Below are 23,026 nucleotides of genomic sequence, written 5' to 3'. Positions count from 1 at the left end.
GACTTCTCTGTACCCAAATTGAGAGTCGGTTTACAATGTAATTCTCTCAAGGCTACACGATAATATTTTTGCGGTGAAACTACTTCTTAGATAGAACCCTCGAGGGAGTGTTTTAACTTTATTGCCTTGGCTATCATAGGCAAAGCATAATGATTTTCCATTGGCTCCTTTAGGACGCACCTGTAAATACTCACCCGCTTTTGCATCCAGCGTCTCCAGACGTCCTGTGCTGATTTGAAAAGCCAAAAACCCCCAATCTGAGGCTAAAATATTTTCCTGTTCTTCATCAGGCGACCAAAAAAAACCCTGGCCAATTCTTCTTTGTGAATAAGGGATGTTTTTATCCCCTTCTATTGGTATCCATAAAATTCGTTTTAATTTTGCATAGCATTGAGAGGATTTCCATTGTTGCTGATGAATTGTAAGTAAAGGAATGGATGTAATAAAAGTTGACTCAGCGGGTCTGCCGTTTTTATTTAATGGTAATGTTTTTAATTCAACACCTAAATCCTTGAAATCCGGGAAGGATTTATTTTGGGCGTCAGTACCTAGAGCTAATTCAATGGATTGGCCAACCCATCCCTTTCTTTGGTTAGGATGAGTGGGAATAACCAATTTCAATTTTAATCCCAATTGTGAAAAACTAAGACCTGCAATTTGGGAGCATCGCTCAAGCAACTCCTGTTCACTTTTCGGGGGACTGATTTTTGACAGAAAAGTCACTTTCTCCCTCTTTAATTTCAATAGCAAGCGGTTCAATAGGAGGTTTGATATTGTTGGATTTAAACTGATCCATAATGGCAAATAATACTTTCGATTGAACTTCAATTCGAGTGTGAATTTGCACGTTGATGAAGTATCGTACTTCAAACTCCAACAAGGCTTCATCTATTTTCTTAAGAAAAACTTGAGCAGGTGGATCTGCAACAATTTCAGACGTTGTTGCTAAAATATCCAATATCAATTGCTGGATCATAAGCGGATTATCGGAACGGCTGACTTTTATGGGTATTACCGTTCTAACGATGCCATCTTGATGTGTCCAGTTGGTGAAAGGTTTATTAAAGGTTTCAGCATTAGGCACCAAAACCTCCATATTATCCCAAGAAGAAACCCTCATAGAGCGAATACCTATGTGGGAAACACGCCCTTCATGCTCGCCTATAGTCACTAAATCCCCTTCCCTAACGGGTCTTTCTACAAGCAGCATAAGACCACCTACGATATTACTGGCGAAATCGCGTAGCCCGAATCCCATTCCTACCGCAAGCCCCCCGATAATCATAGACATGCCACTGAAATCAAATCCCAGAATATGAAGGGATACAAAGCCACCTAAAAGGGCAATGGCATATTGGCTAAAAACAGAAAGACTATTGCGTATTCCTACATCCTTGGCATTTTTATACAGCCAACGATAACAAAATTCTCGCGTCCATTTAGCTGCCCAAATAAATATGGCGAGAAGAATAAAAAACTCCAAAGTACTGGTGACCGTAATATAAATACCCGGGATATTGATGAGTGTATATTGTGCAAATTTTTTCAAACTCATTACGACTAATGAGTCGGAATACCAGCCAAACAATTGAAATAAGATGTAAATACTCGTGAGTAGAAGTAATATTCTTATAATTTTATCTAATGGTTTTAAAAAGACCTCTATCCAGAGCCAACCATTGCGCAATGAGGAAATCATCAATTCAGAAAATAGTTCCAATGCATCGAATAATAAACCTCTGGCAAAAATGTATCCTACGAGAACAAGTAATACATAGGCCTGATATTGACTCATACTCCAGGCTAAACTGATATATCCTGATAAACCGATAACAGCTGTTGTGACTAGCGTAGTCGGGATTAGTATGACCAATAAAGAAACTGCATTTTTTACATATCCTTTCTGGCTTTTCAGCATGGGCCGTAAAAGATAAGGAATCACATCTTTACTTTTCCATGCGACAAGAGATACCGCTAAAATAAAAAGCATAAATAATCGATTGAATATATCTTGCAGCAGTATAGATAAAGGCAGTAAATAACCTATGGTCATTAAAGCATTAGTCCATCCACCGAAGAGTAAGAGCCATTTTAATCGATAATAGAGTTTCACGTCCTTACCTGATGAGTCAGAAATTCGTTCAAGTAATACCAGGCGTGCAATTAAAATTAAAATCTTAAAAGTAAACCATACCGCGATTAATTTAAACAGTAACTGATAATTCGAAAAAGAAATATGGGTTACATAAAGTAATGCCCAAAGCATGGAGACAACGCAAAAATAAGGGATATTTCTCTGTATGAGAATTAAAATTCCATCATAGAGGTAGCCCGATAACCGGGATCTTTCTTTCCCTCTTCGTATCATTTTTAAAATACGGCTTATCACAAAGAAAAAACCGGCAATAAAAACAAACCCACCCCACAATAGAAATCTGGATAATGGGGTCAGCCATAAATAGCTGTCATACACCTTTAAGCTTAAAGTTTTTATGTATTTATAAAATAATCCCGGAATAGCAACAATTTTCTTTATGATTATAGGCCAGCTGTTTAAACTATAATCTGCAAGCGTTTGTCGCGAAGACATAAGTTTTTTGAGCTGCGCCTGATAATCCGATAAGTTCTTAATCAAGAGCTGTTTTTGTATGTTCGCTTCTTTAAGTTGTTGCATTAAAGTAAGTTGTAAGGCGCTTATGGATTTTTTTAAACTGGGTTCGACTACAAGTTTTGTTTCATTATTTAAGAAATTCCCTATTTGTTGGATGCTCTTTTCTACCTTAGAATATTGGTTTAAAGCATCTTTATAGATTTCAGTGATGAGTTGTAAATTTTTAGTGTCTGGATTTTTAAGATAAACTATGTCAGCTCTCACTACAGTTTTTTGGATGTTCAAAGCATTCAAATGGTTTTGAATCGCCGCAATATTTTGATTATTAATCAACAACATTGCTTCGTAATCCGCTGTGGTTAATCGCAGAGAGGATTTGACTCGCTTATCTTGGGGCTGCTTTATTACATTTTCATAAAGAATACTTAATTTTTTATTGAGTTGATCTTTCAATGACTTAATCTGAACGAGTTTTTGTTCCAGGACAAAGAGTGAATGCCATGATTCTAAATTTTTTACTTCTTCGTTGAGTGAAATTTGGAACTCTTTTGCAAGTTTTAAATTATCCAGAATTAATTGAGTGGTTTGTTTATTTATATCCAGCAAATGCTCGACTTTTTGAACCCGCTCAGGAATGGTTGTATTTTCCTTAGAAATGGGCATCTGCTGGAGCTGCTTTAAACGCTGATTTAAATTGTACTGTTCTTTATATTGATGATCGAGAAAACTATCCAGGCTCTCAATTTTTACACCTACCATAGAGAGTATCGTTGAGACCTGTTTCATTTTCGCATTAAATTCGATCTCGCTGGTGAGTTGAATGGCCTGTTTTGATTCTTGAATTGCTGATGTTAAATGTATTTTTTCCTGGGTCAGATACTCAATATAGGTGACCTGTTTTTTCTCAGAACCAGCTGCCTCCTTTTTTAAAGGAGAAGTTACCTGCTTATGTATCGGTGTCGCTGTAATGGAATAGGAATAAAAAAATAAAACAAACAAAGGTGTTAAAAATTGATAATTTAAAATGCCTCTGCCTAAGTTTTTTAGAAAAGAGGGTTGCTGCAAGGGACTCTTTTTCAACCGAACTTCTGAAAAAATTGAAAAAAAGATCCCGACTTTTAAAAAAATAATCCAATTTTTGACGTGGCAAAGAAAAGCTTTGCCACGTAGTGTGGTTTTATTTAATCTGCGTTGTTGGAGCAAGTCTTATTCCTAATTCTGTTAATTGTGCATTCCCTGTGGGGGATGGTGCACTCGTTAAAAGGCATGATGCTGTTTGAGTTTTAGGAAAAGCAATAACATCTCTAATTGAAGTTGAATCTGTGAGTAACATCGCGAGACGATCGATTCCTAGTGCGATACCTCCATGAGGTGGCGCCCCATATTGTAATGCATCCAGTAAAAAGCCGAATTTTTCTTGAGCTTCTTGCTCATTGATTCCCAATAGCTCAAAAACTGCTTTTTGTAAATCGGGCTGATGAATGCGGATGGAGCCGCCGCCGATCTCATAACCGTTGATTACTATATCATAGGCCTTAGCTAAAGTGCTCGTGGGGTTAGCCATTAAATTCTTAGGTGATAGATCCTTTGGAGAGGTAAATGGATGATGCATGGCACTCAGTGTATTTTTTTCATGATCCAACTCAAACATTGGCCAATCAATTACCCATAACAAAGCCCAGCCCTCTTTGATTAATTTTCTATCGTGTCCTAGCTTGGTTCTTAAAGCGCCCATTGATTCATTGACAATATGTTTCTTATCAGAACCAAAGAAAATAACATCTCCTGTTTTAGCCTCTGTATGTTGCAAAATCGCATGGACGGATTCTTCAGAAAGAAACTTTAAAATCGGAGATTGTAAGCCCGAAATGCCTTCATCAAGATTATTAACCTTGATGTAAGCAAGTCCTTTAGCTCCATATATATTGACGAAACTGCCATAATCATCCAGCTCTTTTCTGCTCAAATCACAACCTCCAGGTAGTCGTAAGGCAATTACCCTGGAGTCTGTATCATTTGCTGCGGTGGAGAAGACTTTAAAGTCAGATTGTTTTACTAAATCTGCAATATCGATGAGCTCTAAAGGATTACGTAAGTCCGGTTTATCACTGCCAAAACGTCGCATAGCCTCTGCATAGGACATTCTAGGAAATGTCTCAGATAAATCAACATTCAGGACTTGTTTAAATACAGTTTTCAATAAACCTTCAATCAGATTTAAAATATTTTCCTCGTCAATGAAGGCCATTTCAATATCAAGCTGGGTAAATTCAGGCTGCCTGTCAGCACGTAAATCTTCATCTCGAAAACAGCGGACTATTTGGTAATATTTGTCAAAACCTGAAACCATCAACAACTGTTTAAAAAGCTGCGGGGATTGTGGTAAGGCATAAAACGATCCTTGGTGTACCCTTGAAGGGACCAAGTAATCTCGAGCACCCTCCGGCGTTGCTTTAGTAAGCATGGGTGTTTCAATATCAATAAAATTTAAATGATTCAGGTAATTACGAATACAACTGGTTAATTGGTGTCTTAGGGTAATCTTGTCTCTCATTGAAGGACGACGCAAATCGATATAACGGTATTTATAACGTAAATCTTCATTCACAACTTGAAAATCATCGGGTAAGAATGGTGGTGTTGGTGATTGATTCAGAATCTCAAGATTGGTGCCGAGCACTTCGACTTTTCCTGTAGCCATAGCTTCATTCACCATTCCCTCAGGTCTTTTACGAACAATACCCGAAATACGGACTACAAATTCAGAGCGCAATTTTTCAGCATCAGAAAATGTTAATTTATTTTCCGGCTCATAGACCACCTGCAATAAACCTGAACTATCACGGATATCCAGGAATATGACACCACCATGGTCTCGTCGATGATGTACCCAACCACATACCGTAACTTCTTTTCCTAAAATTGACTCATCAACGCCCAAACAGTAGTGTGTACGCATATAAAAACCGCCTATTTAAATTTTACAAATTGTTTACTAATGCTGCCTCTGATGGCGGCATTACTCCTAAAGAAATGATAAATTTCAATGCTTCATCAATACTCATATCCATCTCAATGACATCATTTCTCGGAAGCATCATGAGAAAACCTGATGTAGGGTTTGGTGTCGTGGGTATGAATATGGATATCAACTCCTCATTGATTCTATCCGCGATCGCAGAATTCGCAGTACCTGTTTGAAAGGCAATACTCCACATCCCTTTTCGAGGATATTCCACTAGGACTACTTTTCGAAATGCCTCGCTATTCGTGGACAATACCGCATTAATTACTTGCTTCACTGTTTTATAAATGGATCGAACCAATGGAATTCTGACAAGTATGGATTCACCCCATGCTACTAAACGTTGTCCAAAATAATTGGTTGCGATGATGCCGGTTGCAATCAGGATAACGAGGGATAAAATTACGCCAAATCCAGGGATATAGTGCCCAATTAATTGTTCGGGTTGATATGCCTTAGGGATTAAGGCCAAGGTATTATCCAGTAAGTCAATAATAAACCGCAACACGCCTATGGTAACGAGTATGGGCAACCACACCACCAGTCCCGCAAGTAAATATCTTCTTAATGACACGGGTTTCACTTAGTGTCACCATCTTTATTCGATTGGGAAGAAGGAGTCTCTTTTGTTTTATCCTTGGAAACAGTCTCATCATTTTTAGCCGCTTCTTTAGGTTTGTTTTTAAAATCAGTAGCATACCAACCTGAACCTTTAAGTTGAAAGCCAGCGGCAGAAACCAACTTAACCACTGAATTTTTATAACAGACAGGGCACTGTCTTACTGGTTCATCGCTTATTTTTTGCATTAAATCAAAATGATGATTGCAACTTGTACATTGATATTCATAAATTGGCATCGAGAACGACTCCATTAACTACAGATAGTTTAATCTAACCCGTTATTATAGCTAACTCCTATAGGATGAACAATAGAGGCAAAGAGTAAGCCTTTTTGAAGAATAGGAGCATCTTATATTATGGTGATTAGAAAAATTGCTGGCGACGATCCAGGCAAAATAATGAGAATCAATCAGTAACTGTTTTGATGGATCACCATTTAAATTTTAATAAATATTTTGCGGTGATATAAAATCGCAGCCACTAAAAAATTGAATAGAAGAAAAAGCAACGCATAAAACAATCCTGCATTTTGTTGGCCAAAGTTTCCAAATAAATATTCAGCGATTGCCACACGCATCACGTCTTGTCCTCCGCCAGGTAGAGGAAAAACATACAAGGATTGAAGTTTTAGTAAAATAACATGGAATATAAAAATAAATAATGCATTCATTCCCATAATCTTAAAGGGTAATGACCATTTAATATAACCTAGAACATCAATCACAAAGTAACAAAGACCAAAACAAATCAATGAAAATCCACCACTCCATAAAACAAAGGAGCTGGTCCATAAATTTTTATTTATTGGAAAAGAGTAGCTCCATAACCAGGCTATTATCAAAGATAAAAGGCCTGTAGCAATCATAATAATACTTTTCTTTTGTTTGCTAATTGAACTTAATAAAAAATGTCCTGTCAGTAGACCTAGTAAAGTCGTTGCGACAGCAGGGATAGTACTCAATAAACCTTCTGGATCAAGAGTTTTAAATAGCAATTGCGATGAGGAAAAAATAAGCGTATCAACAAAACCAGGCCAGTTTCTCAAAATGCTTAATTGGCCTTCACCAGAGGCAGGGATTGGTATCTGGGTGAGAAAATACCAATAACCTAAAAGGATTCCCAAAAAAATATAAGTTTGAATTCTAACTGAGGTATTGAGGTAGAGAATGGCACAAACAAAATAGCACATGGCAATGCGTTGGAGAATTCCATAAATCCGTAATGTGGTTAAATCAAAATGGACTGGAAAAATATTAAGAAATATGCCAAAAAAGAATAAAAGTAACGTACGTGAAAGAATACTTCGATAGAGTAATCCTTTACTTTCCTCACTTCTATGTCTTTTCAAACTAATGACAGTAGTGATACCCACTATAAATAAAAAAGCTGGGAATACTAAATCTGCTAAAGTACATCCATTCCATTCGGCATGTTCCAATATCGGATAAGTAACCCGTGTTCCTATACTGTTGACGAGCACCATCAAGAACATGGTCAGCCCACGAAAAACATCTAAAGACAGGATGCGTTTGGATTCAGTGGCGGGATTGCTTCTCATAAAAAGAATTCATAAAAAAAGAGCATGATATCAGATACTATGTCGTCTTCAAACCACGCACAGGAACATCCATATGATATACATAATGTTTAATGATTTGTTCTGCCTGCTCGCAAGTTAGAGGTTTACTAATCGCACCTTCCATAAAATAATGTTGGCAATCGTATTTTACTACATCTGCCTCAAAGCCTGTTAAAGCGATAATAGGAACATGATATTGGGTATCTTTCTCTTTCTGGCGTAATTGTTTTGCGACCACATATCCTGAAGAATCTTCCAATCCAATGTCCATTAAAACAAGATCATATTTTCCAGGATTAAATAATTTTAGGGCATTTTCTGCAGAATCTGCGATGTCCACCTGGCAGTGTAACGCAGTTAATAATGCTTTTTCGACATTCTGGGCAATAACATTATCCTCTACCATGAGGACCGTAGGTAAATAGCCTTCTGCTATTGCCAGGATATTTTTTTGTTTGTTCTCCCTTTGATCTTCAGTGTATTCCTCTATTTCCCGATTTAAAGTGATGTCATTTAAAATAACTATTAATCCAATTATTTCGTTGTTCCGATCATACATGGGAATACGTGATGATATAAAGTGATGCGCCTTACCTGTATGATCCTCAATTGGTTTTTCAGTGATATTATGCTGAGGAACTCCAGAAAAAATAACATTCATATCTTCTAACTTTAACTGTTCAATTCGATCTTTATCCCATTGAGCAAAACGCTCCATTTGCTGGTAAGGAGTACCTTTTAAATCCTTGAGTGTGTTGACGCCTAATAATTGAATAAAATTATTATTACATCCTTTAAGATCGCAGTCCGTATCCACCCAATAAACAATGTGGGGCATAGAATTAATAATTTCCATATAATATTGATGAATGGAAGCTATTTCTTCTTGAATCCTATTTTTCATATTAGAAGACATGCAAATACTCCAGGAATTTTAATTTTGCATGTAAATTATAGTACAGATTTGATTCATTTAATTTAAAGCATTTTAGCGAAACTGGCGATATCGTAATTCTTAATTGATGCAGAATGCCACATTTGTTTCACGCAATTAAAAAGGAAAGTGAAATATGCTTATTGGGATTACCAAAGGGATCCTCAGTTTTTGAAATTATTCTACACATGTACAGTATTAGTTAACTGATAACCCACTCAATCTGTTGTTTTAAATCAATTGGAATGTCAGATAATTCTTCAAGATCATAATCCATAAGAGGATTATCGATGTGGTTATCTTCTTGATGCTGAATGATTCTTTTATCCCGCTGTTGATGGAGCCATAAGATTTGAGGCTTAAATAGATGAATCATTCCTTCAACCCATCGATCCAGCACTTGCCAATACGAATGATCATTCAAAGTCATTTTATAGCGCCTGATGAGACGATGGCTATACTCTGAATGATACCAGATTTCTGAAGTAACCCAGCGATTCACAGTAAATAATCGTATGGGTTGTCCAAATTGATTCATACCAATCGCAATGATATGAGTCATGGGATTATCCATGTATCTATCCCAGTCTGCTATCCGTGCAGGCTTTATACTTTTAGGAATATGCTTATATCTTAAAAAACAATGAAAATGTCCATGCTCAGTACTTTCATAATTTTCTCTATGGCAATGATAAAAATATTGAGCCCCGGTAGAATGATCAATACGATCGCCCCGAGGATAATGACTCATTCGTTCAAAAATTTTTTTCTTTTCCAAAGTGTAATGAAGAATATTAGTCCCTTCATGGGTCATCAATTGCTGGGATTCCAAAATTTGTTTGGCCCAATTGAGATAAATTCTTTTCTGCCAATTACTTAGCGCAGGTAATTTGAATTCTGAATGAATATTCATATCGTGGCTTCAAGAAAAAGCAAGAAGAAGAGGTAGTAAAAACTACCTCCTATACTCAGAAATGAAATTTCAAATTAGTCGCCAGACGAACCATTGCAGCCTTTGCAACCAGTACACCCTTTGCAACCATTGCAGCCTTTACAGCCCTTGCAGCCTTTACAGCCATTACAAGTTGAACTAGTAGATGTAGATGCATCGTCTGCATAAGCAACAGAGACAACAGGTGCTGCCAAAACAGATAACAAAGCAGCTACAGCTAAAGTGGATTTCTTCATGATTTTACTTCCTTGAAAAAGTTAATTATTTTTTTTAACCCAATATGATTTTAGCAAAAAAAATGTGCTTTTTCTTTATTTTTTAAAAAGATAAATTATTGACTCGCCGTATCACCTGATTAGAGAAGCAGTAGAATAGGAATTAATAAGAAAATTCAAATTTCAGATAGGTTCTAATAATAAAAATATCTTGCGATTAGGGTTGTTTTTGTAACATATATTGAATGCCCTCCTTGGCATATCAAAATGCTCTTACATTATTTAGTTACATGAAAACAAATAGTCTTCATAACTAGTCTCTTGCACTACTCTTTTTGGCGCTTGGGCTAAATAATTATGTTTCACTTGCTTTGTAAAAAAGCCCAGCTCTGCTCTAGCGGCCTTTTCATCTCGTGTTCTTGTGTTACGAACTCTTCTCATTTGGCTTGCATAGGAAATCTCTGCATGGATTGAAAAATCCGGATCTAAATAATTTGATGTGGAACGTGAATGTTCTAATTGGGCTTCAAGTTCTTTTATTTTCTCTTTTCTGGCGTCCTCACAAGAACTTATAACTGCTTCTGGATGATGTTGTAGTCCAGCAGACCAAAATCTTCCTGTTCTTTTTTCTACACTTTCAACCAAACCATCATGTTTGCTATAACCAGAAACCCAGAGATTCCTATTCACTTCATCTTCTTTCATGTGCTGATGATGGAGACAAGTCACATTATATTCAATATCCTTATCATCCTTATGTTTCAATTTATACTGTAATGACTGATGTAATAAGCTTCCTCTTCTAACAACAACTTTATTGTTAAAGGTAGGATCTTCCGTTTCTTTATACACGGTATCAAATGTATCATAATGAGGTTGACGTTGCTCATGATCTTCCGGTATGTCGCTTACATCATAACCATGATGATGGCCAATTGTTTGTAATCCCCGACAAATTCCTAAGAGAGGTATATCACTCTCTTTAGCTAAATGAGTCAGTTCTCCTTCAAATTGCTTGCGGGGATCACTTGAATCGTTGACAGGAACATTTGGTCCGCCCGGTAAATAGATTCCATGTACCTTTCCTTTAAAAACTGGATGGTTTAGTCCTTCAGACGGAGTTACTGGAGTCACTTCCAAGCCTTTACTTTTGAAATAATCTACTGTCAAATCACAGTACGTTGTTCCACCTGATTTATCATATAATGCGACAACCGTGGGCTTCTCTTCAGAAGATTTCAATTGCATTTTCTGTTCTTTATTTAATGCATATTCAAATTTTGGCTGTTCTTGGCTCTCTGCTGTGCTGTATAAATAGTCTTTTAACTTCTGGAACATATTTAAGTTACCCCTTTACAATCATTTAGAATTTTAATTGTACAGAGAGTGACTTAGTTAATTATTAATTGAACAGTTAAATTTTTTTAAGGGAGCATAAAATTAGTCAAGGGAATGCTCTTTCAATATGTCTCCGACGAGAATGACGAGAGGTTTTCAGGGTTAATCGTAATTTATTTTTTAGAATGTATTTTTGAGATGATTGTCCAACTGAGAGAATAGAATTACTCATCCAGGCAATCATAAAAATAAAATATCGATTAGCAAATTGCAGATACTATCTCTGAACAAGTAAAGCTTTGTTTCATGTCAGAGATAACATCCACAAGAGAGCATTAAATACAGAATAGACTATAAGGATCTCTTTCGACTAAATTTTCTGTGTCTTCTTTCTGTGTCTTCCCAAGAAAGTTCTTTTTAACCTGGTTTGTAAAAAAACGCATCTCTCCCTTGGCAGCGAGTTCATCTCTTGATTTCTGATAAGCCGATCTAATTTTTTGAGCACTTCGATACTCTGTATAGAATGAAGCATCCTGATCAAAATAGTTTGAAGTAAATCGCGCGTCTTCAGCTTCTTTTTTTGCCTGGCTAATTTTTTCTAGTCTTTCAGCCTCAAAAGAACTAATCGTTACTTCCGGATGATGTTGTACTCCGAATGAGTAAAAACGGCCCGTTTTTATTTCAAAGCTTTCAATCGAATGATCGTATTTATTATGGCTTGATGTGGTTACATTTGTCTTAGTTGAATCACCTGGTGTATGTTGATGATGAAGGCAGGTTACCGAATATTCTAATGGACTATGGTTACCCTTTTCTTTTAGTTTGCTTGCCACAGCTGCGTGTAATTGACTACCTGGTTCAACAATTACGGTGTTGTTTAAAACAGGATTATTCGTATTATTTGCGCCCTCGTGGTTGTAGTGCTTGTCAAAGTCAACTAAATCTTGTACCTCTAAGCCATTATGGTATGCAAGCGCTTGTTCACCACGACATATTCCAAGTAACGGGATGTCTTTTGTACGTGCTAACTGAGTTAACTGACCTTCAAATTCCTTACGAGCATCATGAGGTGCATCAACAGGTATATCTGAACCGCCAGGCAAATAGATTCCATGAATATCACCCTGTGCCATTGCAGGGTGTTTTAATCCTTCCTCCGGTGAAACTTTAAGGACCTCAATGCCTTTTCCCTCTATATGCTTGATTGCTAAATCAGCGTTAGTCGCTCCATCATGTTCATCATAAAGGGCAACAACTTTGGGCTTTTCTTGAGAATGCTTTAATTGTCTTTTTTCTTTGCTGGTTAATTCATATTGAAAATTCGATTCCTTTACACTTGGTACATCATCCTTATTTTTTCTTGTTAAAAAAGAACTGCTTGAGGACCAATCTAAAATACCTCTTAAAAACATAATTAATCACTCCCTATGTATCAAAAAAAACAATATTTAAACTTTTTGCAAGCTTTTTGAGTACAAATATGATACACGTAGAATCAACAAATTTTTATGTTTGTAGCTATTTTTTTTACCATAAAAAATTTTTCTTTTATTATTCATGAATTTAAAATTTAAAATAAATAGTTTTTTCCTTAAAGTCAGGACAATTCTTTTTTGGAAATAAATAAAAAAAACCGGTCGAGCATTTTGACGCTTAAAAGCCACTTCAGAAAAATCATTAAATGAGCCGGAAATGTGATAGGGTATCTAGCCTTAGGTTTTCTCGATTCTATTGCATGAATCAGTTTATTCGTTACTGCATCAGCTTTGCGAGTAAAAAAAGAGTTTGATTTTTTCTGTTTAAATGTAGCGAGCATATTTTCATACTGTTTTTTAAAGAAACTATTCTGTGTATCAATCTTGGTTAAAGAATAATCAACGCAGCTGTCCCTAAACTTGCTCTCTATAGGTCCAGGCTCTATGGTAATGACATCAATACCTGAAGATTCTAATTCCAGTCTAAGCGTATCACTTACTCCCTCTACAGCATATTTTGAAGCATTATATGCGCCTCTGAATGGTAAACTAATTAGACCTAATATTGAGCTTAGATTAATAATGCGACCATATCCTTGTTTGCGCATGACAGGAATGGCAAGGTTGGTCAGTTCGATTAAGCCAAAAACATTGGTTTCAAATTGGGCTCTTAATACATCACGAGAGATATCTTCCAATGCCCCTGCCTGGCCGTAACCTGCATTGTTAATTAGAACATCCAAATGGCCTTGGGTTTTGGCCATAACCTCTGTAAATGCATTATGGATTGACGAGGAGTCGGAAACATCCAATTGAACTGCTTCTATTCCCATTGAAAGTAGTTTCTGCACATCTTCATTTTTTCTACAGGAGCCTATAACCCTATGACCTCTTTTCTTCAATGATAGGGCTGCATCCAAGCCTATTCCACTGGAGCATCCTGTAATTAGGATTATTTTTTCCTTCATTATGAGTCCAAAATTGTTAAGAAAATTATTTATAATCTATAATCTTTAATGTAACAACATAAATGTGGGGTTGCATCATGGAAAAAACGAGCATACGAAGCTATAAATTAATACCGACTGTGATTCTATCATTTGCACTGATTGCGGGTTTTTTATACAGCGGACTTGCAAAGGCTAATACCCAAGCATCAAATCCTCCAGGCCAACAACTTGCTTACTATATTGGATATCATTCAGGCTATTATCATGGAAACCCTCCATATTACTATAAAAAGCACCACAGAAATGCTTACTGGTCTGGCTGGAGATATATTGGCCATGGTTGCCGCAGTAAATGTCTTATTGATCGTTGGAGCGGTCGTGCCATTCGTTGTAAGAAAATTTGCCATTAATATCATTGATCCAGGAATTAATTGAATTCCTGGTTTTCTTTATTTACTAACAATAAAACGCAAATTTCAACAATAAATTTCAAGTGATAATTTTATGCTAACTTTTTTAAGTTTTTGTTAATATTCTTTTCAGGTGTGTAAAACAGACTCCCGTCCATTTTACCTCATTAGAAACGATGTTACCCTGCGGTCACATTGATTTTATAAAAATTTAATATGGCACTTTTTTCCCAAAAACCAACCCTTGAGTCAATTTTAGAAATATTTCTAAAAGTGAAGGAACTTTTGAACCATATAGATGAAGATGAAAAGAGTTTGTTTTTACAAATGTTACAACTTCGAAGAGCTGATTTTGACAAAGCTTTAGAAATCAATAAAAGCTTGGCTGAAAAGGAACGAATATTAGCCCAATATCATCGCTTTGCTCATACGGTGCATTCATGTTTATCTCGTCCCTCTCAGTTGGCGTTTTACATCGATCTTTATCATAAGCAACAGTATTATCCCGTAGGAATTACTGAGGTGATTGAAGAGCCTGTTCGGCATAAATTGTCATTGGCTGCATCTATTTTGGGAGCGGCGATCATTTTGGCGTCACTCGTTTCTTTTCCTTTTAATCCTTTAATTGGTGCAATTTTGCTTCCAATTGGAATCACCTTACTCGCGCCTGCTATAGCCTCAATAATGACTCCTGATCCCTTGAATACATTACCCAAAAAAGAGGAAGAGAAAGCTATTTTTCAATTGGGTGCACAATTAATGGATCCATCTTTATTTTTTGATGAAACTCAAAATAATGAGAGACAAATTATTACGATTATCTAAAAAGTTCTGACCTAATTTCATCAGAACACATGGAATTTTCCTAAATTTAAGCTATCATTCCATTTTTGATTTTCAGGAGCTCCTTATGAAAGTGGGTCGTGACAGCTTATCAACAAAATCTCAACTACACGTAGGCGACAAAACTTATCATTATTACAGCCTTAAAGAGGCTGAGCAGAAAAATTTCAAGGGCATTAGCCGTCTTCCATACTCACTCAAAGTTCTTTTTGAAAATTTATTACGTTTTGAAGACGACAATACGGTAACTACCAAAGACATTCAAGCGATTGCAGACTGGTTGCACACTAAAACATCACAGCATGAAATAGCTTACAGACCTGCTCGTGTACTCATGCAGGATTTTACTGGTGTTCCCGCTGTGGTCGATTTGGCAGCGATGCGAGATGCAATTGTAAAAATGGGCGGCAATCCTGATAAAATTTCGCCTCTATCTCCTGTAGACTTGGTTATCGATCATTCTGTCATGGTAGATAAATTTGGAACTAAAGACGCTTTAACTGTAAACACTGAAATTGAAATGGAACGTAATAATGAGCGTTATGAGTTTCTTCGATGGGGACAAAAGGCATTTGATAATTTTCAGGTTGTTCCCCCAGGAACAGGCATTTGTCACCAGGTCAACTTAGAATATTTAGGTAAAACTGTATGGAGCAGTGCCGTTGATGGTGAATTATATGCTTACCCCGACACACTCGTTGGAACAGACTCACACACCACCATGATTAATGGTTTGGGAGTACTGGGTTGGGGTGTTGGGGGCATTGAGGCAGAAGCAGCCATGTTGGGACAACCTGTCTCCATGCTAATACCAGAAGTTGTGGGATTTAAATTGATTGGAAAAATGAAGGAGGGCATTACGGCCACTGATTTGGTCCTTACAGTCACTCAAATGCTAAGAAAAAAAGGAGTAGTAGGTAAGTTTGTCGAATTTTATGGACCAGGTTTGAATGATCTACCACTTGCTGATCGTGCAACAATTTCAAATATGGCGCCAGAATATGGTGCGACTTGTGGATTTTTTCCAATAGATAAAGAAACCATACGATATTTGGAATTAACCGGACGTGATAAACATACCATTGAGCTCGTAGAGGCTTATGCTAAAGCCCAGGGAATGTGGTATGATGGAAACAATGAAGATCCAGTATTTACTGATACTCTTGAACTTGATTTAGAGACCATTGTTCCCTCCCTGGCAGGCCCAAAACGACCTCAGGACAAAGTGACATTAAGTACCCTACCCTTTGAATTTGCTTCCTTCCTGAAAGATGCAGGTAAAGAGCATGAAAAAAATAATTCTTTCCCCGTAAAAAACCATGATTTTGAAATGAAACATGGCCATGTTGTTATTGCAGCTATTACCAGTTGTACCAATACTTCAAACCCCAGTGTTCTTATGGCAGCAGGATTGGTAGCCAAAAAGGCTATTGAGAAAGGGTTACAACGCAAGCCCTGGGTTAAATCTTCTTTAGCTCCTGGCTCCAAGGTAGTAACCGATTATTTGAAACAAGCTGGTTTACAATCTTATTTAGATCAATTAGGTTTTAATTTGGTGGGTTATGGGTGCACCACCTGCATTGGTAACTCAGGCCCCCTACCAGATGCTATAGCGCACTCAGTCAGTGATAACGATCTTGTTGTCTCCGCTGTTTTATCTGGAAACCGCAACTTTGAAGGTCGTGTACATCCTCAGGTCAGAGCAAACTGGTTGGCTTCTCCGCCTTTAGTTGTTGCTTATGCTCTATGTGGCACTACTACCACTGACATAAGCAAAGAGTCCTTAGGTAAAGATAAAGAAGGCAATGACGTATATTTAAAAGATATTTGGCCTACTAATGCTGAAATTGCTGCAGAAGTATCGAAAGTATCCGGGGGAATGTTCCGTAAAGAATATTCAGAAGTATTTCTTGGTGACGAGCACTGGCAAGCAATTAAAACAAGTACTGGCAAAACCTATGAGTGGGATTCAAATTCAACTTATATTCAGCATCCGCCGTTTTTTGAAAATTTAAAAGCAAAACCAGATTCAATCAAATCTATAAAGCAAGCTTATATACTTGCTTTGTTTGGGGATTCAATTACGACTGACCATATTTCTCCTGCGGGATCAATTAAAGCAAATTCTCCAGCGGGCCTGTATTTAAAATCGAAAGGTGTCGATGAAAAAGAATTTAATTCTTACGGTTCACGACGCGGTAACCATCAGGTCATGATGCGGGGTACTTTTGCAAATATTCGTATCCGTAATGAAATGACTCCTGGACAAGAAGGTGGAATTACCCGCTACATCCCTACTGATGAAATAATGCCAATTTATGATGCAGCAATGCTTTATCAGAAAAACCATCATGATCTTGTCGTGATAGCCGGTAAAGAGTATGGCACCGGATCATCAAGAGATTGGGCGGCAAAAGGAACAAACCTCCTCGGGGTTAAAGCAGTGCTCACTGAAAGTTTCGAGCGCATCCATCGATCGAACTTAATCGGCATGGGTGTTTTGCCATTACAATTTATTGAGGGCATGAACCGGAATACTCTTAAACTTAAAGGGGATGAACGTGTGAGTATCGACATATCTGAATCTTTAAAGCCTGGGGCGATGATCCCAATCAAAATAGAGTATACTGATGGTCAAGTACAAGAGATTCAAGCATTATGCCGTATCGATACCGCTGACGAATTAGAGTACTATAAGAATGGTGGAATTCTCCAATACGTTCTCAGAAATCTGTGTGCTTAGGATGAACAAGCGTTGTTCTCGGTTGGGTCTTAAACCCAACCGAACCAACATCCAATTAGATTATTGTTTGTTTGGTTTTAACACCCAAACCTTCTTTGATATTAAATTCCTGAAATGATAATAATGCTGCTCCGTATTCAAAGTTATTGGCGGTTTGCTTATTCCGGATTAGTTAAGGATTAATCATGAATCAACCCAAAAAGGTTCTAAGTGTTTTTTCTTTAGTGATGATTAATGTCATTGCTGTGGATAGCTTAAGAACTCTTCCAATAAGTGCCAAACTTGGCCTTACATTGGTTTCTTATTATGTATTAGCTGCTTTTGCTTTTTTTATACCTGTATCATTAGTGGCCGCTGAACTTGCTACTGCCTACCCTGAAACAGGAGGAATTTATGTGTGGGTTCGTGAAGCCTTTGGTAAGCGTGCTGCATTTATTACCATTTGGTTGCAATGGATATACAATGTAGTTTGGTATCCTACAATACTTGCATTCATTGCAGCGACCCTCTCATATTTAATAGCACCTGAACTGGGGAATAATAAATATTATTTATTAAGCACCGTTCTTATTCTATTCTGGGTATTCACCCTGTTGAATTGTTTTGGCATGAAAATCTCGAGTATAGTTAGTACCATCGGTGCCACAGTAGGTACGATATTCCCTATGCTCTTCATTATCATTTTAGCTATCCTGTGGGTGATTAAAGGGAAACCCATGATGGTGGGTTATTCCTTAAATTGGTTACCAGACTTTAGTTCTTTAGGTAACTTGTCACTTTTTGCTGCAGTACTATTTGGTTTACTGGGTATGGAAATGTCTGCCGTCCATGCCGAAGAAGTTAAAAACCCTAAACGGGATTACCCTAAGGCACTCTTGTACTCAACTCTTTTAGTCATTTCTACTCTTTCTCTAGGCTCATTAGCCATTGTAGTTGTGGTTCCGAACGATAGCTTAAGCGTAGTTTCCGGGCTTATCGATGCCTATGCTGTTTTTTTTAATGCTTATCATATGTCCTGGATGACTTCAATTATTGCAGTACTGATAATCTTAGGTGGCTTAAGTGGCGTGTCAGCGTGGATTATTGGTCCTACTAAAGGATTAATGGTCTCAGCTCGTGATGGTTCTTTACCGGCAAAATTTGCAAGAACAAATAAACACGGTGCTCCAACAACCATTCTTTTTGCTCAAGCTGTAATTTTTACTGTTTTAAGCTCTGCCTTTATTTTATTTGATTCCATCAATGCAGCATATTGGTTACTAAGTGATTTATGCGCCCAAATGGCGTTATTGGTATATGTATTTATGTTTGCTGCTGCCATAAAATTACGATACAGCAAACCCCACCATCCTCGGGGGTATACTGTTCCTGGTGGTAATATTGTGATGTGGCTCTTATGCATTATAGGAACATTATGTTGTCTTGCTGCAATTATTATTGGTTTTGTACCTCCCACACAAATTCCTGTAGGAAACGTTTTTATTTTTGAATCATTTTTAGTTGGCGGGCTATTTATTTTTGTATTAGTACCCTGGTTGCTGTCTAAAAAGCATTAAAGTTTGATGTCAAATGCAGGGGAATGCCCCCTTTTCCGCATAAGAGTTCTCATGCGAAAAATGGGGCAGCGCATTAAAAGCTACTGCTGTTTGAACGTTCCAGTTTTGAATAGCAAATGCATTTTTTCTGATGAATTATAGAAACTAATTTATTCAACCTTCTTTAATACGTGTCGATTCAAAAAGTTCCGGTATAAAAGCCAGATTCATAGGACTTTGAAAATTAAAATCAAACCCAGATAAATATTAGTGCTAAGTCGTGGATAAATATCTTGGACATCGTTTTAGTAAAAGAGCCATACCCTATTCATCTGATTGAAAAATTTTGTATTTTGTGCAACCCTATAAAGTTTTTTACATCAAATACTTCTATTTCTTTTTCTCTACATAATGTGAAATTGAATCAGCAAACAAGCATGGTAATCACAAACCATAGCCTATCAACGATAGGCTATGTGCCTAGAAAGTAGCTTAAGTTAACTATCAATCCGGTAAAGACATTAAACTTGCATTTCCACCTGCAGCTGTTGTATCAACCGTATAAGTACGTTCATGGCAAAGTCGGGCTAAATAGTTTGGTCCTCCAGCTTTTGGTCCTGTACCTGATAATCCTTCTCCACCAAAAGGTTGTAAACCAACTACGGCCCCTATCATGTTACGGTTTACGTAACAATTTCCGGCATGAATTTTACTTCGGATATATTCCACTGTTTCATTAATTCGACTGTGAATCCCCAGAGTGAGGCCATAACCAGTTCCATTAATTTGTTCAATGACTTTATCCAGATCTTTGCGCTTAAATTGAATGACATGAAGTATCGGGCCAAAGACCTCTTTTTCTAAAGCAGTGATGTGATTTATAGCAATTGCAGTTGGAGGCATAAAATATCCATCTTGCAGAGTTTCGTTCAATGGGCATTGATAAATGATTTCGAAGCGCTTCTTCATGCTTTCCACATGATTTTTTAGGGTAGCTAATGCGGCCTCGTCGATTACAGGTCCTACATCCGTAACAAGCCAGCGTGGATCACCAACAACCAGTTCAGCCATTGCTCCTTTTAGAAGCTCAATAGTTCTTGGATATACTTCTTCTTGTATAAATAAAACCCGCAATGCGGAACATCTTTGGCCAGCACTACCGAAAGCTGAGTTTACTGCATCCACAACAACCTGCTCTAATAATGCTGACGAGTCAACAATCATCGCATTTTGACCGCCAGTTTCCGCAATCAACGGAATAATTTCCCCACCCCGGGTTGCCAGAGTACGATTAATGTGATTCGCCGTATCTGTAGAACCAGTAAATACAACTGCCTTGACACGTTTGTCTTCGACCAATGCCGCGCCAATGGTTTCCCCCGGACCGGGAAGTAATTGTACAGCGCCTGCAGGTATGCCTGCCTGATGCATTAATTTTACAGCATAAGCTGCAATAAGCGCGGTTTGTTCCGCAGGTTTTGCAATAACACAATTGCCTGTGACCAATGCTGCAACAATTTGGCCAGTAAAAATAGCTAGCGGGAAATTCCAGGGGCTAATACACAATACTGTACCCCGCGGATGCAAACTCAATTCATTTATTTCTCCCGTATAACCGCTAAGCCGTAATGGTGTCGATAATATTTGTTGTGCTTGCATGGCATAATATCGACAAAAATCCACTGCCTCGCGCACTTCCGCAATACCGTCGCTCATTGTTTTACCTGCTTCCAAGCAAGCAAGAGTCATGAATTCGGCATCATTTTCCTGTAATAAATCGGCAAAGCGATTAATACATTCCGCTCTTTCCTTGACTGAAATTTTTGACCAGCTTTTGAAAGTTTTTTCAGCTTGGATTAATGCTTGTTCTACATCATCCAAGGAAGCATTTTGAACCGTCCCTACAATATTTTCTATTTGTTGGGGTGATTCAACTCTATGCTTTTCCCCTCTATGAGTGATGGAATTTCCAGCAATTACAGGGCCTGAAGTCCATTGTTGCATTTTAATTTTCGTCATCTTTTCCTGTAAGCTGGCGAGTTCTGCGCGATCGCTAAAATCATAGCCTCTGGAGTTGAGCCTACTTGGTTGAAAGATATCTTTTGGCAAGGGAATATTATGATTCATCTTGTGTAATAAATGTTTGGCCTTTTCAATCGGATCTTCAACCAAAGTGCTTATTGGCGCATTATCATCCACAATTCGATTGACAAATGAGGAGTTTGCCCCGTTTTCTAGCAAACGACGTACTAGATAAGGGAGTAAATCTTCATGGCTACCTACTGGAGCATAAATACGACAAGGAATGCCCAGACGGTCAACCGGTACTATCTGTTGATATAGCTCTTGACCCATCCCATGCAAGCATTGAAATTCAAAATCCCGATAGTCTCCGGTAATATTTAGAATCATAGCAACAGAATAGGCATTATGGGTCGCAAATTGAGGATAAATAGCATCGGTCATTGTTAGAATTTTTTTCGCACAAGCCTGGAAAGAGACATCTGTAAAAACTTTTCGAGTAAATACCGGATATTCTTTGAGACCTTGCATTTGAGATTTTTTAATTTCACTATCCCAATAGGCTCCTTTAATCAAACGAACCATAATTCGACGTTGCTTTTTTCTCGCCAAAGCTGCAACCCAATCCAATACATAAAAAGCTCTTTTTTGATAGGATTGAACTGCTAATCCAAATCCGTTCCATCCATTTAAGCTTTCATCATTAAAAACACGTTCGATGACATCAAGCGATAATTCCAAACGCTCCGACTCTTCAGCATCAATGGTTAAAGCAATGTCATAACTCTTGGCTAAACGAGCAAGAGCTAACAATTTCGGTGGCAACTCTTCCATAACCCGCTCGTGCTGTGTTTCATTGTAACGAGGATGTAATGCAGAGAGTTTTATCGATATCCCTGCACGTTTGTATACGTCCGAACCTCTTTCAGTTTGTTTACCGATTGTTTCAATTGCCTCTTTATACGCTTCAAAATAACGGGAAGCATCAATAGAAGTTAATGCCGCCTCACCCAACATATCATAAGAATATCGATACCCTTGGGCTTCTTTCTTCTTGGCTCGGCTTAAAGCTTCCTTTATTGTTCGCCCCATAACAAATTGTTTGCTCATAATCCGCATGGCTTTATCAACAGCTTTTCTAACTACCGCTTCACTACTACGATTAACCAGTTTCATTAAGGATTTAGTTAAAGTTGTTTGTGCTTTTTCCGGGGTAAGAATCTTACCAGTAAGCATGAGCGCCCAAGTGGTTGCATTAACAAAGAAAGACTCGCTTTGTCCTCTGTGCGCTTTCCAATCACCAGCGGATAATTTGTCTTTAATTAAATTATCTATTGTCGCACTATCTGGGACACGCAAAAGTGCCTCAGCCAAGCACATAAGTGCAATACCTTCATCACTGGATAAAGCATATTCAGTTAAAAAAGAGTCAATACCAGTGCTTTTTTTTCGTTCAGAACGTACCGCCTCCACTAATTTAGTCGCATTATTTCTAATATCTGTTAATTGCTGTTGACCCAACGAAGCTTGTTTACAAAGCTCAGTGATCATCGTCAATTCATCAACACGATAGGCATGATTAATGGCAGCTCGTATTCCTTCAGGTATTTGTAGGATCTGCTTTTCCAGCATAGTACTCTCCGAAATCAAATCTATAACTAATCTTTTTCCCCTCTTTCTTGAAACACAAAGGAGTACCAAGGTCAAATGCTGGGTAAAAAGAGTTAAAAACGAACGCCAAGTATAATTTAGAGAGATATAAAATGGAAAGA

The 23,026-nt window shown here is 37.6% G+C and carries 16 protein-coding genes; 4 read left to right on the top strand and 12 right to left on the bottom strand.

The window, feature by feature from the left end; translation table 11 throughout:
* Positions 1–30 precede the first annotated feature (30 nt).
* The 11 genes from mutH to BU07_RS0110130 all read right to left on the bottom strand — a co-directional run bounded on the left by mutH (position 31) and on the right by BU07_RS0110130 (position 13,719).
* Positions 31–723, bottom strand: a complete 693-nt coding sequence (mutH, locus tag BU07_RS0110185) for a DNA mismatch repair endonuclease MutH (protein WP_031565739.1) — start codon at positions 721–723, stop codon at positions 31–33.
* Entirely contained in the window at positions 686–3,637 is a 2,952-nt protein-coding gene (locus tag BU07_RS0110180; protein ID WP_162173977.1) for a mechanosensitive ion channel domain-containing protein, read from the bottom strand. Before BU07_RS0110180 ends, mutH begins: the two co-directional genes overlap by 38 nt.
* Before the next feature lie 151 nt (positions 3,638–3,788).
* Entirely contained in the window at positions 3,789–5,570 is a 1,782-nt protein-coding gene (aspS, locus tag BU07_RS0110175) for an aspartate--tRNA ligase (protein WP_031565734.1), read from the bottom strand.
* Positions 5,571–5,592: 22 nt separating this feature from the next.
* The gene (locus BU07_RS0110170; protein ID WP_031565732.1) at positions 5,593–6,219 is read right to left on the bottom strand and encodes a DUF502 domain-containing protein; all 627 of its coding nucleotides are present in this window, start codon (positions 6,217–6,219) and stop codon (positions 5,593–5,595) included.
* Entirely contained in the window at positions 6,216–6,494 is a 279-nt protein-coding gene (locus BU07_RS0110165) for an FmdB family zinc ribbon protein (RefSeq protein ID WP_031565730.1), read from the bottom strand. Before BU07_RS0110165 ends, BU07_RS0110170 begins: the two co-directional genes overlap by 4 nt.
* Before the next feature lie 200 nt (positions 6,495–6,694).
* On the bottom strand, positions 6,695–7,816 hold the full coding sequence (locus BU07_RS0110160; protein WP_031565728.1) for an acyltransferase family protein: 1,122 nt from the start codon (positions 7,814–7,816) through the stop codon (positions 6,695–6,697).
* 37 nt (positions 7,817–7,853) lie between these two features.
* On the bottom strand, positions 7,854–8,753 hold the full coding sequence (locus BU07_RS0110155; protein ID WP_031565726.1) for an ATP-binding response regulator: 900 nt from the start codon (positions 8,751–8,753) through the stop codon (positions 7,854–7,856).
* Between the two features lie 220 nt (positions 8,754–8,973).
* Positions 8,974–9,684, bottom strand: a complete 711-nt coding sequence (locus BU07_RS0110150) for a DUF6969 family protein (protein WP_031565725.1) — start codon at positions 9,682–9,684, stop codon at positions 8,974–8,976.
* 536 nt (positions 9,685–10,220) lie between these two features.
* Positions 10,221–11,276: a gamma-glutamyl-gamma-aminobutyrate hydrolase family protein gene (locus tag BU07_RS0110140; RefSeq protein ID WP_035899046.1), complete on the bottom strand. Its 1,056-nt coding sequence runs from the start codon at positions 11,274–11,276 to the stop codon at positions 10,221–10,223.
* A 335-nt stretch (positions 11,277–11,611) separates the two neighbouring features.
* Positions 11,612–12,688 (bottom strand): gamma-glutamyl-gamma-aminobutyrate hydrolase family protein, encoded by a 1,077-nt coding sequence (locus tag BU07_RS0110135; protein WP_031565720.1) that lies wholly within the window; start codon positions 12,686–12,688, stop codon positions 11,612–11,614.
* Positions 12,689–12,873: 185 nt separating this feature from the next.
* Complete coding sequence (locus BU07_RS0110130; protein ID WP_031565718.1) at positions 12,874–13,719, bottom strand: SDR family NAD(P)-dependent oxidoreductase; 846 nt, start codon at positions 13,717–13,719, stop codon at positions 12,874–12,876.
* A 77-nt stretch (positions 13,720–13,796) separates the two neighbouring features.
* On the opposite strand from BU07_RS0110130, the gene BU07_RS17255 reads away from it, so the two are divergent.
* The 4 genes from BU07_RS17255 to BU07_RS0110110 all read left to right on the top strand — a co-directional run bounded on the left by BU07_RS17255 (position 13,797) and on the right by BU07_RS0110110 (position 19,253).
* A complete protein-coding gene (locus BU07_RS17255) occupies positions 13,797–14,111 on the top strand; it encodes a hypothetical protein (protein ID WP_084157839.1) in 315 nt (104 codons plus the stop codon).
* A gap of 216 nt (positions 14,112–14,327) precedes the next feature.
* Positions 14,328–14,936 carry a lpg1689 family Dot/Icm T4SS effector gene (locus tag BU07_RS0110120; protein ID WP_031565717.1) on the top strand — a complete coding sequence of 203 codons (609 nt, stop codon included), beginning with the start codon at positions 14,328–14,330 and terminating at the stop codon, positions 14,934–14,936.
* A gap of 85 nt (positions 14,937–15,021) precedes the next feature.
* On the top strand, positions 15,022–17,697 hold the full coding sequence (acnA, locus tag BU07_RS0110115) for an aconitate hydratase AcnA (RefSeq protein ID WP_031565715.1): 2,676 nt from the start codon (positions 15,022–15,024) through the stop codon (positions 17,695–17,697).
* A 185-nt stretch (positions 17,698–17,882) separates the two neighbouring features.
* Complete coding sequence (locus tag BU07_RS0110110) at positions 17,883–19,253, top strand: APC family permease (RefSeq protein ID WP_031565713.1); 1,371 nt, start codon at positions 17,883–17,885, stop codon at positions 19,251–19,253.
* 483 nt (positions 19,254–19,736) lie between these two features.
* On the opposite strand, the gene putA is transcribed toward BU07_RS0110110, so the two are convergent.
* On the bottom strand, positions 19,737–22,886 hold the full coding sequence (putA, locus tag BU07_RS0110105) for a bifunctional proline dehydrogenase/L-glutamate gamma-semialdehyde dehydrogenase PutA (RefSeq protein WP_031565712.1): 3,150 nt from the start codon (positions 22,884–22,886) through the stop codon (positions 19,737–19,739).
* Positions 22,887–23,026: the final 140 nt, after the last annotated feature.

This window comes from Legionella wadsworthii DSM 21896 = ATCC 33877 (genome assembly GCF_000701265.1).
GTDB lineage: Bacteria > Pseudomonadota > Gammaproteobacteria > Legionellales > Legionellaceae > Legionella > Legionella wadsworthii.
Note: the sequence above shows the minus strand (reverse complement) of the source record. Positions and strands in the feature narration are given on the sequence as shown.

Excerpts from the sequence above, each read along its gene's own strand:
- aspS (WP_031565734.1), bottom strand. The coding sequence starts at position 5,570 with ATGCGTACACACTACTGTTTGGGCGTTGATGAGTCAATTTTAGGAAAA.
- BU07_RS0110165 (WP_031565730.1), bottom strand. The coding sequence starts at position 6,494 with ATGCCAATTTATGAATATCAATGTACAAGTTGCAATCATCATTTTGAT.
- BU07_RS0110160 (WP_031565728.1), bottom strand. The coding sequence starts at position 7,816 with ATGAGAAGCAATCCCGCCACTGAATCCAAACGCATCCTGTCTTTAGAT.
- BU07_RS0110155 (WP_031565726.1), bottom strand. The coding sequence starts at position 8,753 with ATGTCTTCTAATATGAAAAATAGGATTCAAGAAGAAATAGCTTCCATT.
- BU07_RS0110150 (WP_031565725.1), bottom strand. The coding sequence starts at position 9,684 with ATGAATATTCATTCAGAATTCAAATTACCTGCGCTAAGTAATTGGCAG.
- BU07_RS0110140 (WP_035899046.1), bottom strand. The coding sequence starts at position 11,276 with ATGTTCCAGAAGTTAAAAGACTATTTATACAGCACAGCAGAGAGCCAA.
- BU07_RS0110135 (WP_031565720.1), bottom strand. The coding sequence starts at position 12,688 with ATGTTTTTAAGAGGTATTTTAGATTGGTCCTCAAGCAGTTCTTTTTTA.
- BU07_RS0110130 (WP_031565718.1), bottom strand. The coding sequence starts at position 13,719 with ATGAAGGAAAAAATAATCCTAATTACAGGATGCTCCAGTGGAATAGGC.
- BU07_RS17255 (WP_084157839.1), top strand. The coding sequence starts at position 13,797 with ATGGAAAAAACGAGCATACGAAGCTATAAATTAATACCGACTGTGATT.
- BU07_RS0110120 (WP_031565717.1), top strand. The coding sequence starts at position 14,328 with ATGGCACTTTTTTCCCAAAAACCAACCCTTGAGTCAATTTTAGAAATA.
- acnA (WP_031565715.1), top strand. The coding sequence starts at position 15,022 with ATGAAAGTGGGTCGTGACAGCTTATCAACAAAATCTCAACTACACGTA.
- BU07_RS0110110 (WP_031565713.1), top strand. The coding sequence starts at position 17,883 with ATGAATCAACCCAAAAAGGTTCTAAGTGTTTTTTCTTTAGTGATGATT.
- putA (WP_031565712.1), bottom strand. The coding sequence starts at position 22,886 with ATGCTGGAAAAGCAGATCCTACAAATACCTGAAGGAATACGAGCTGCC.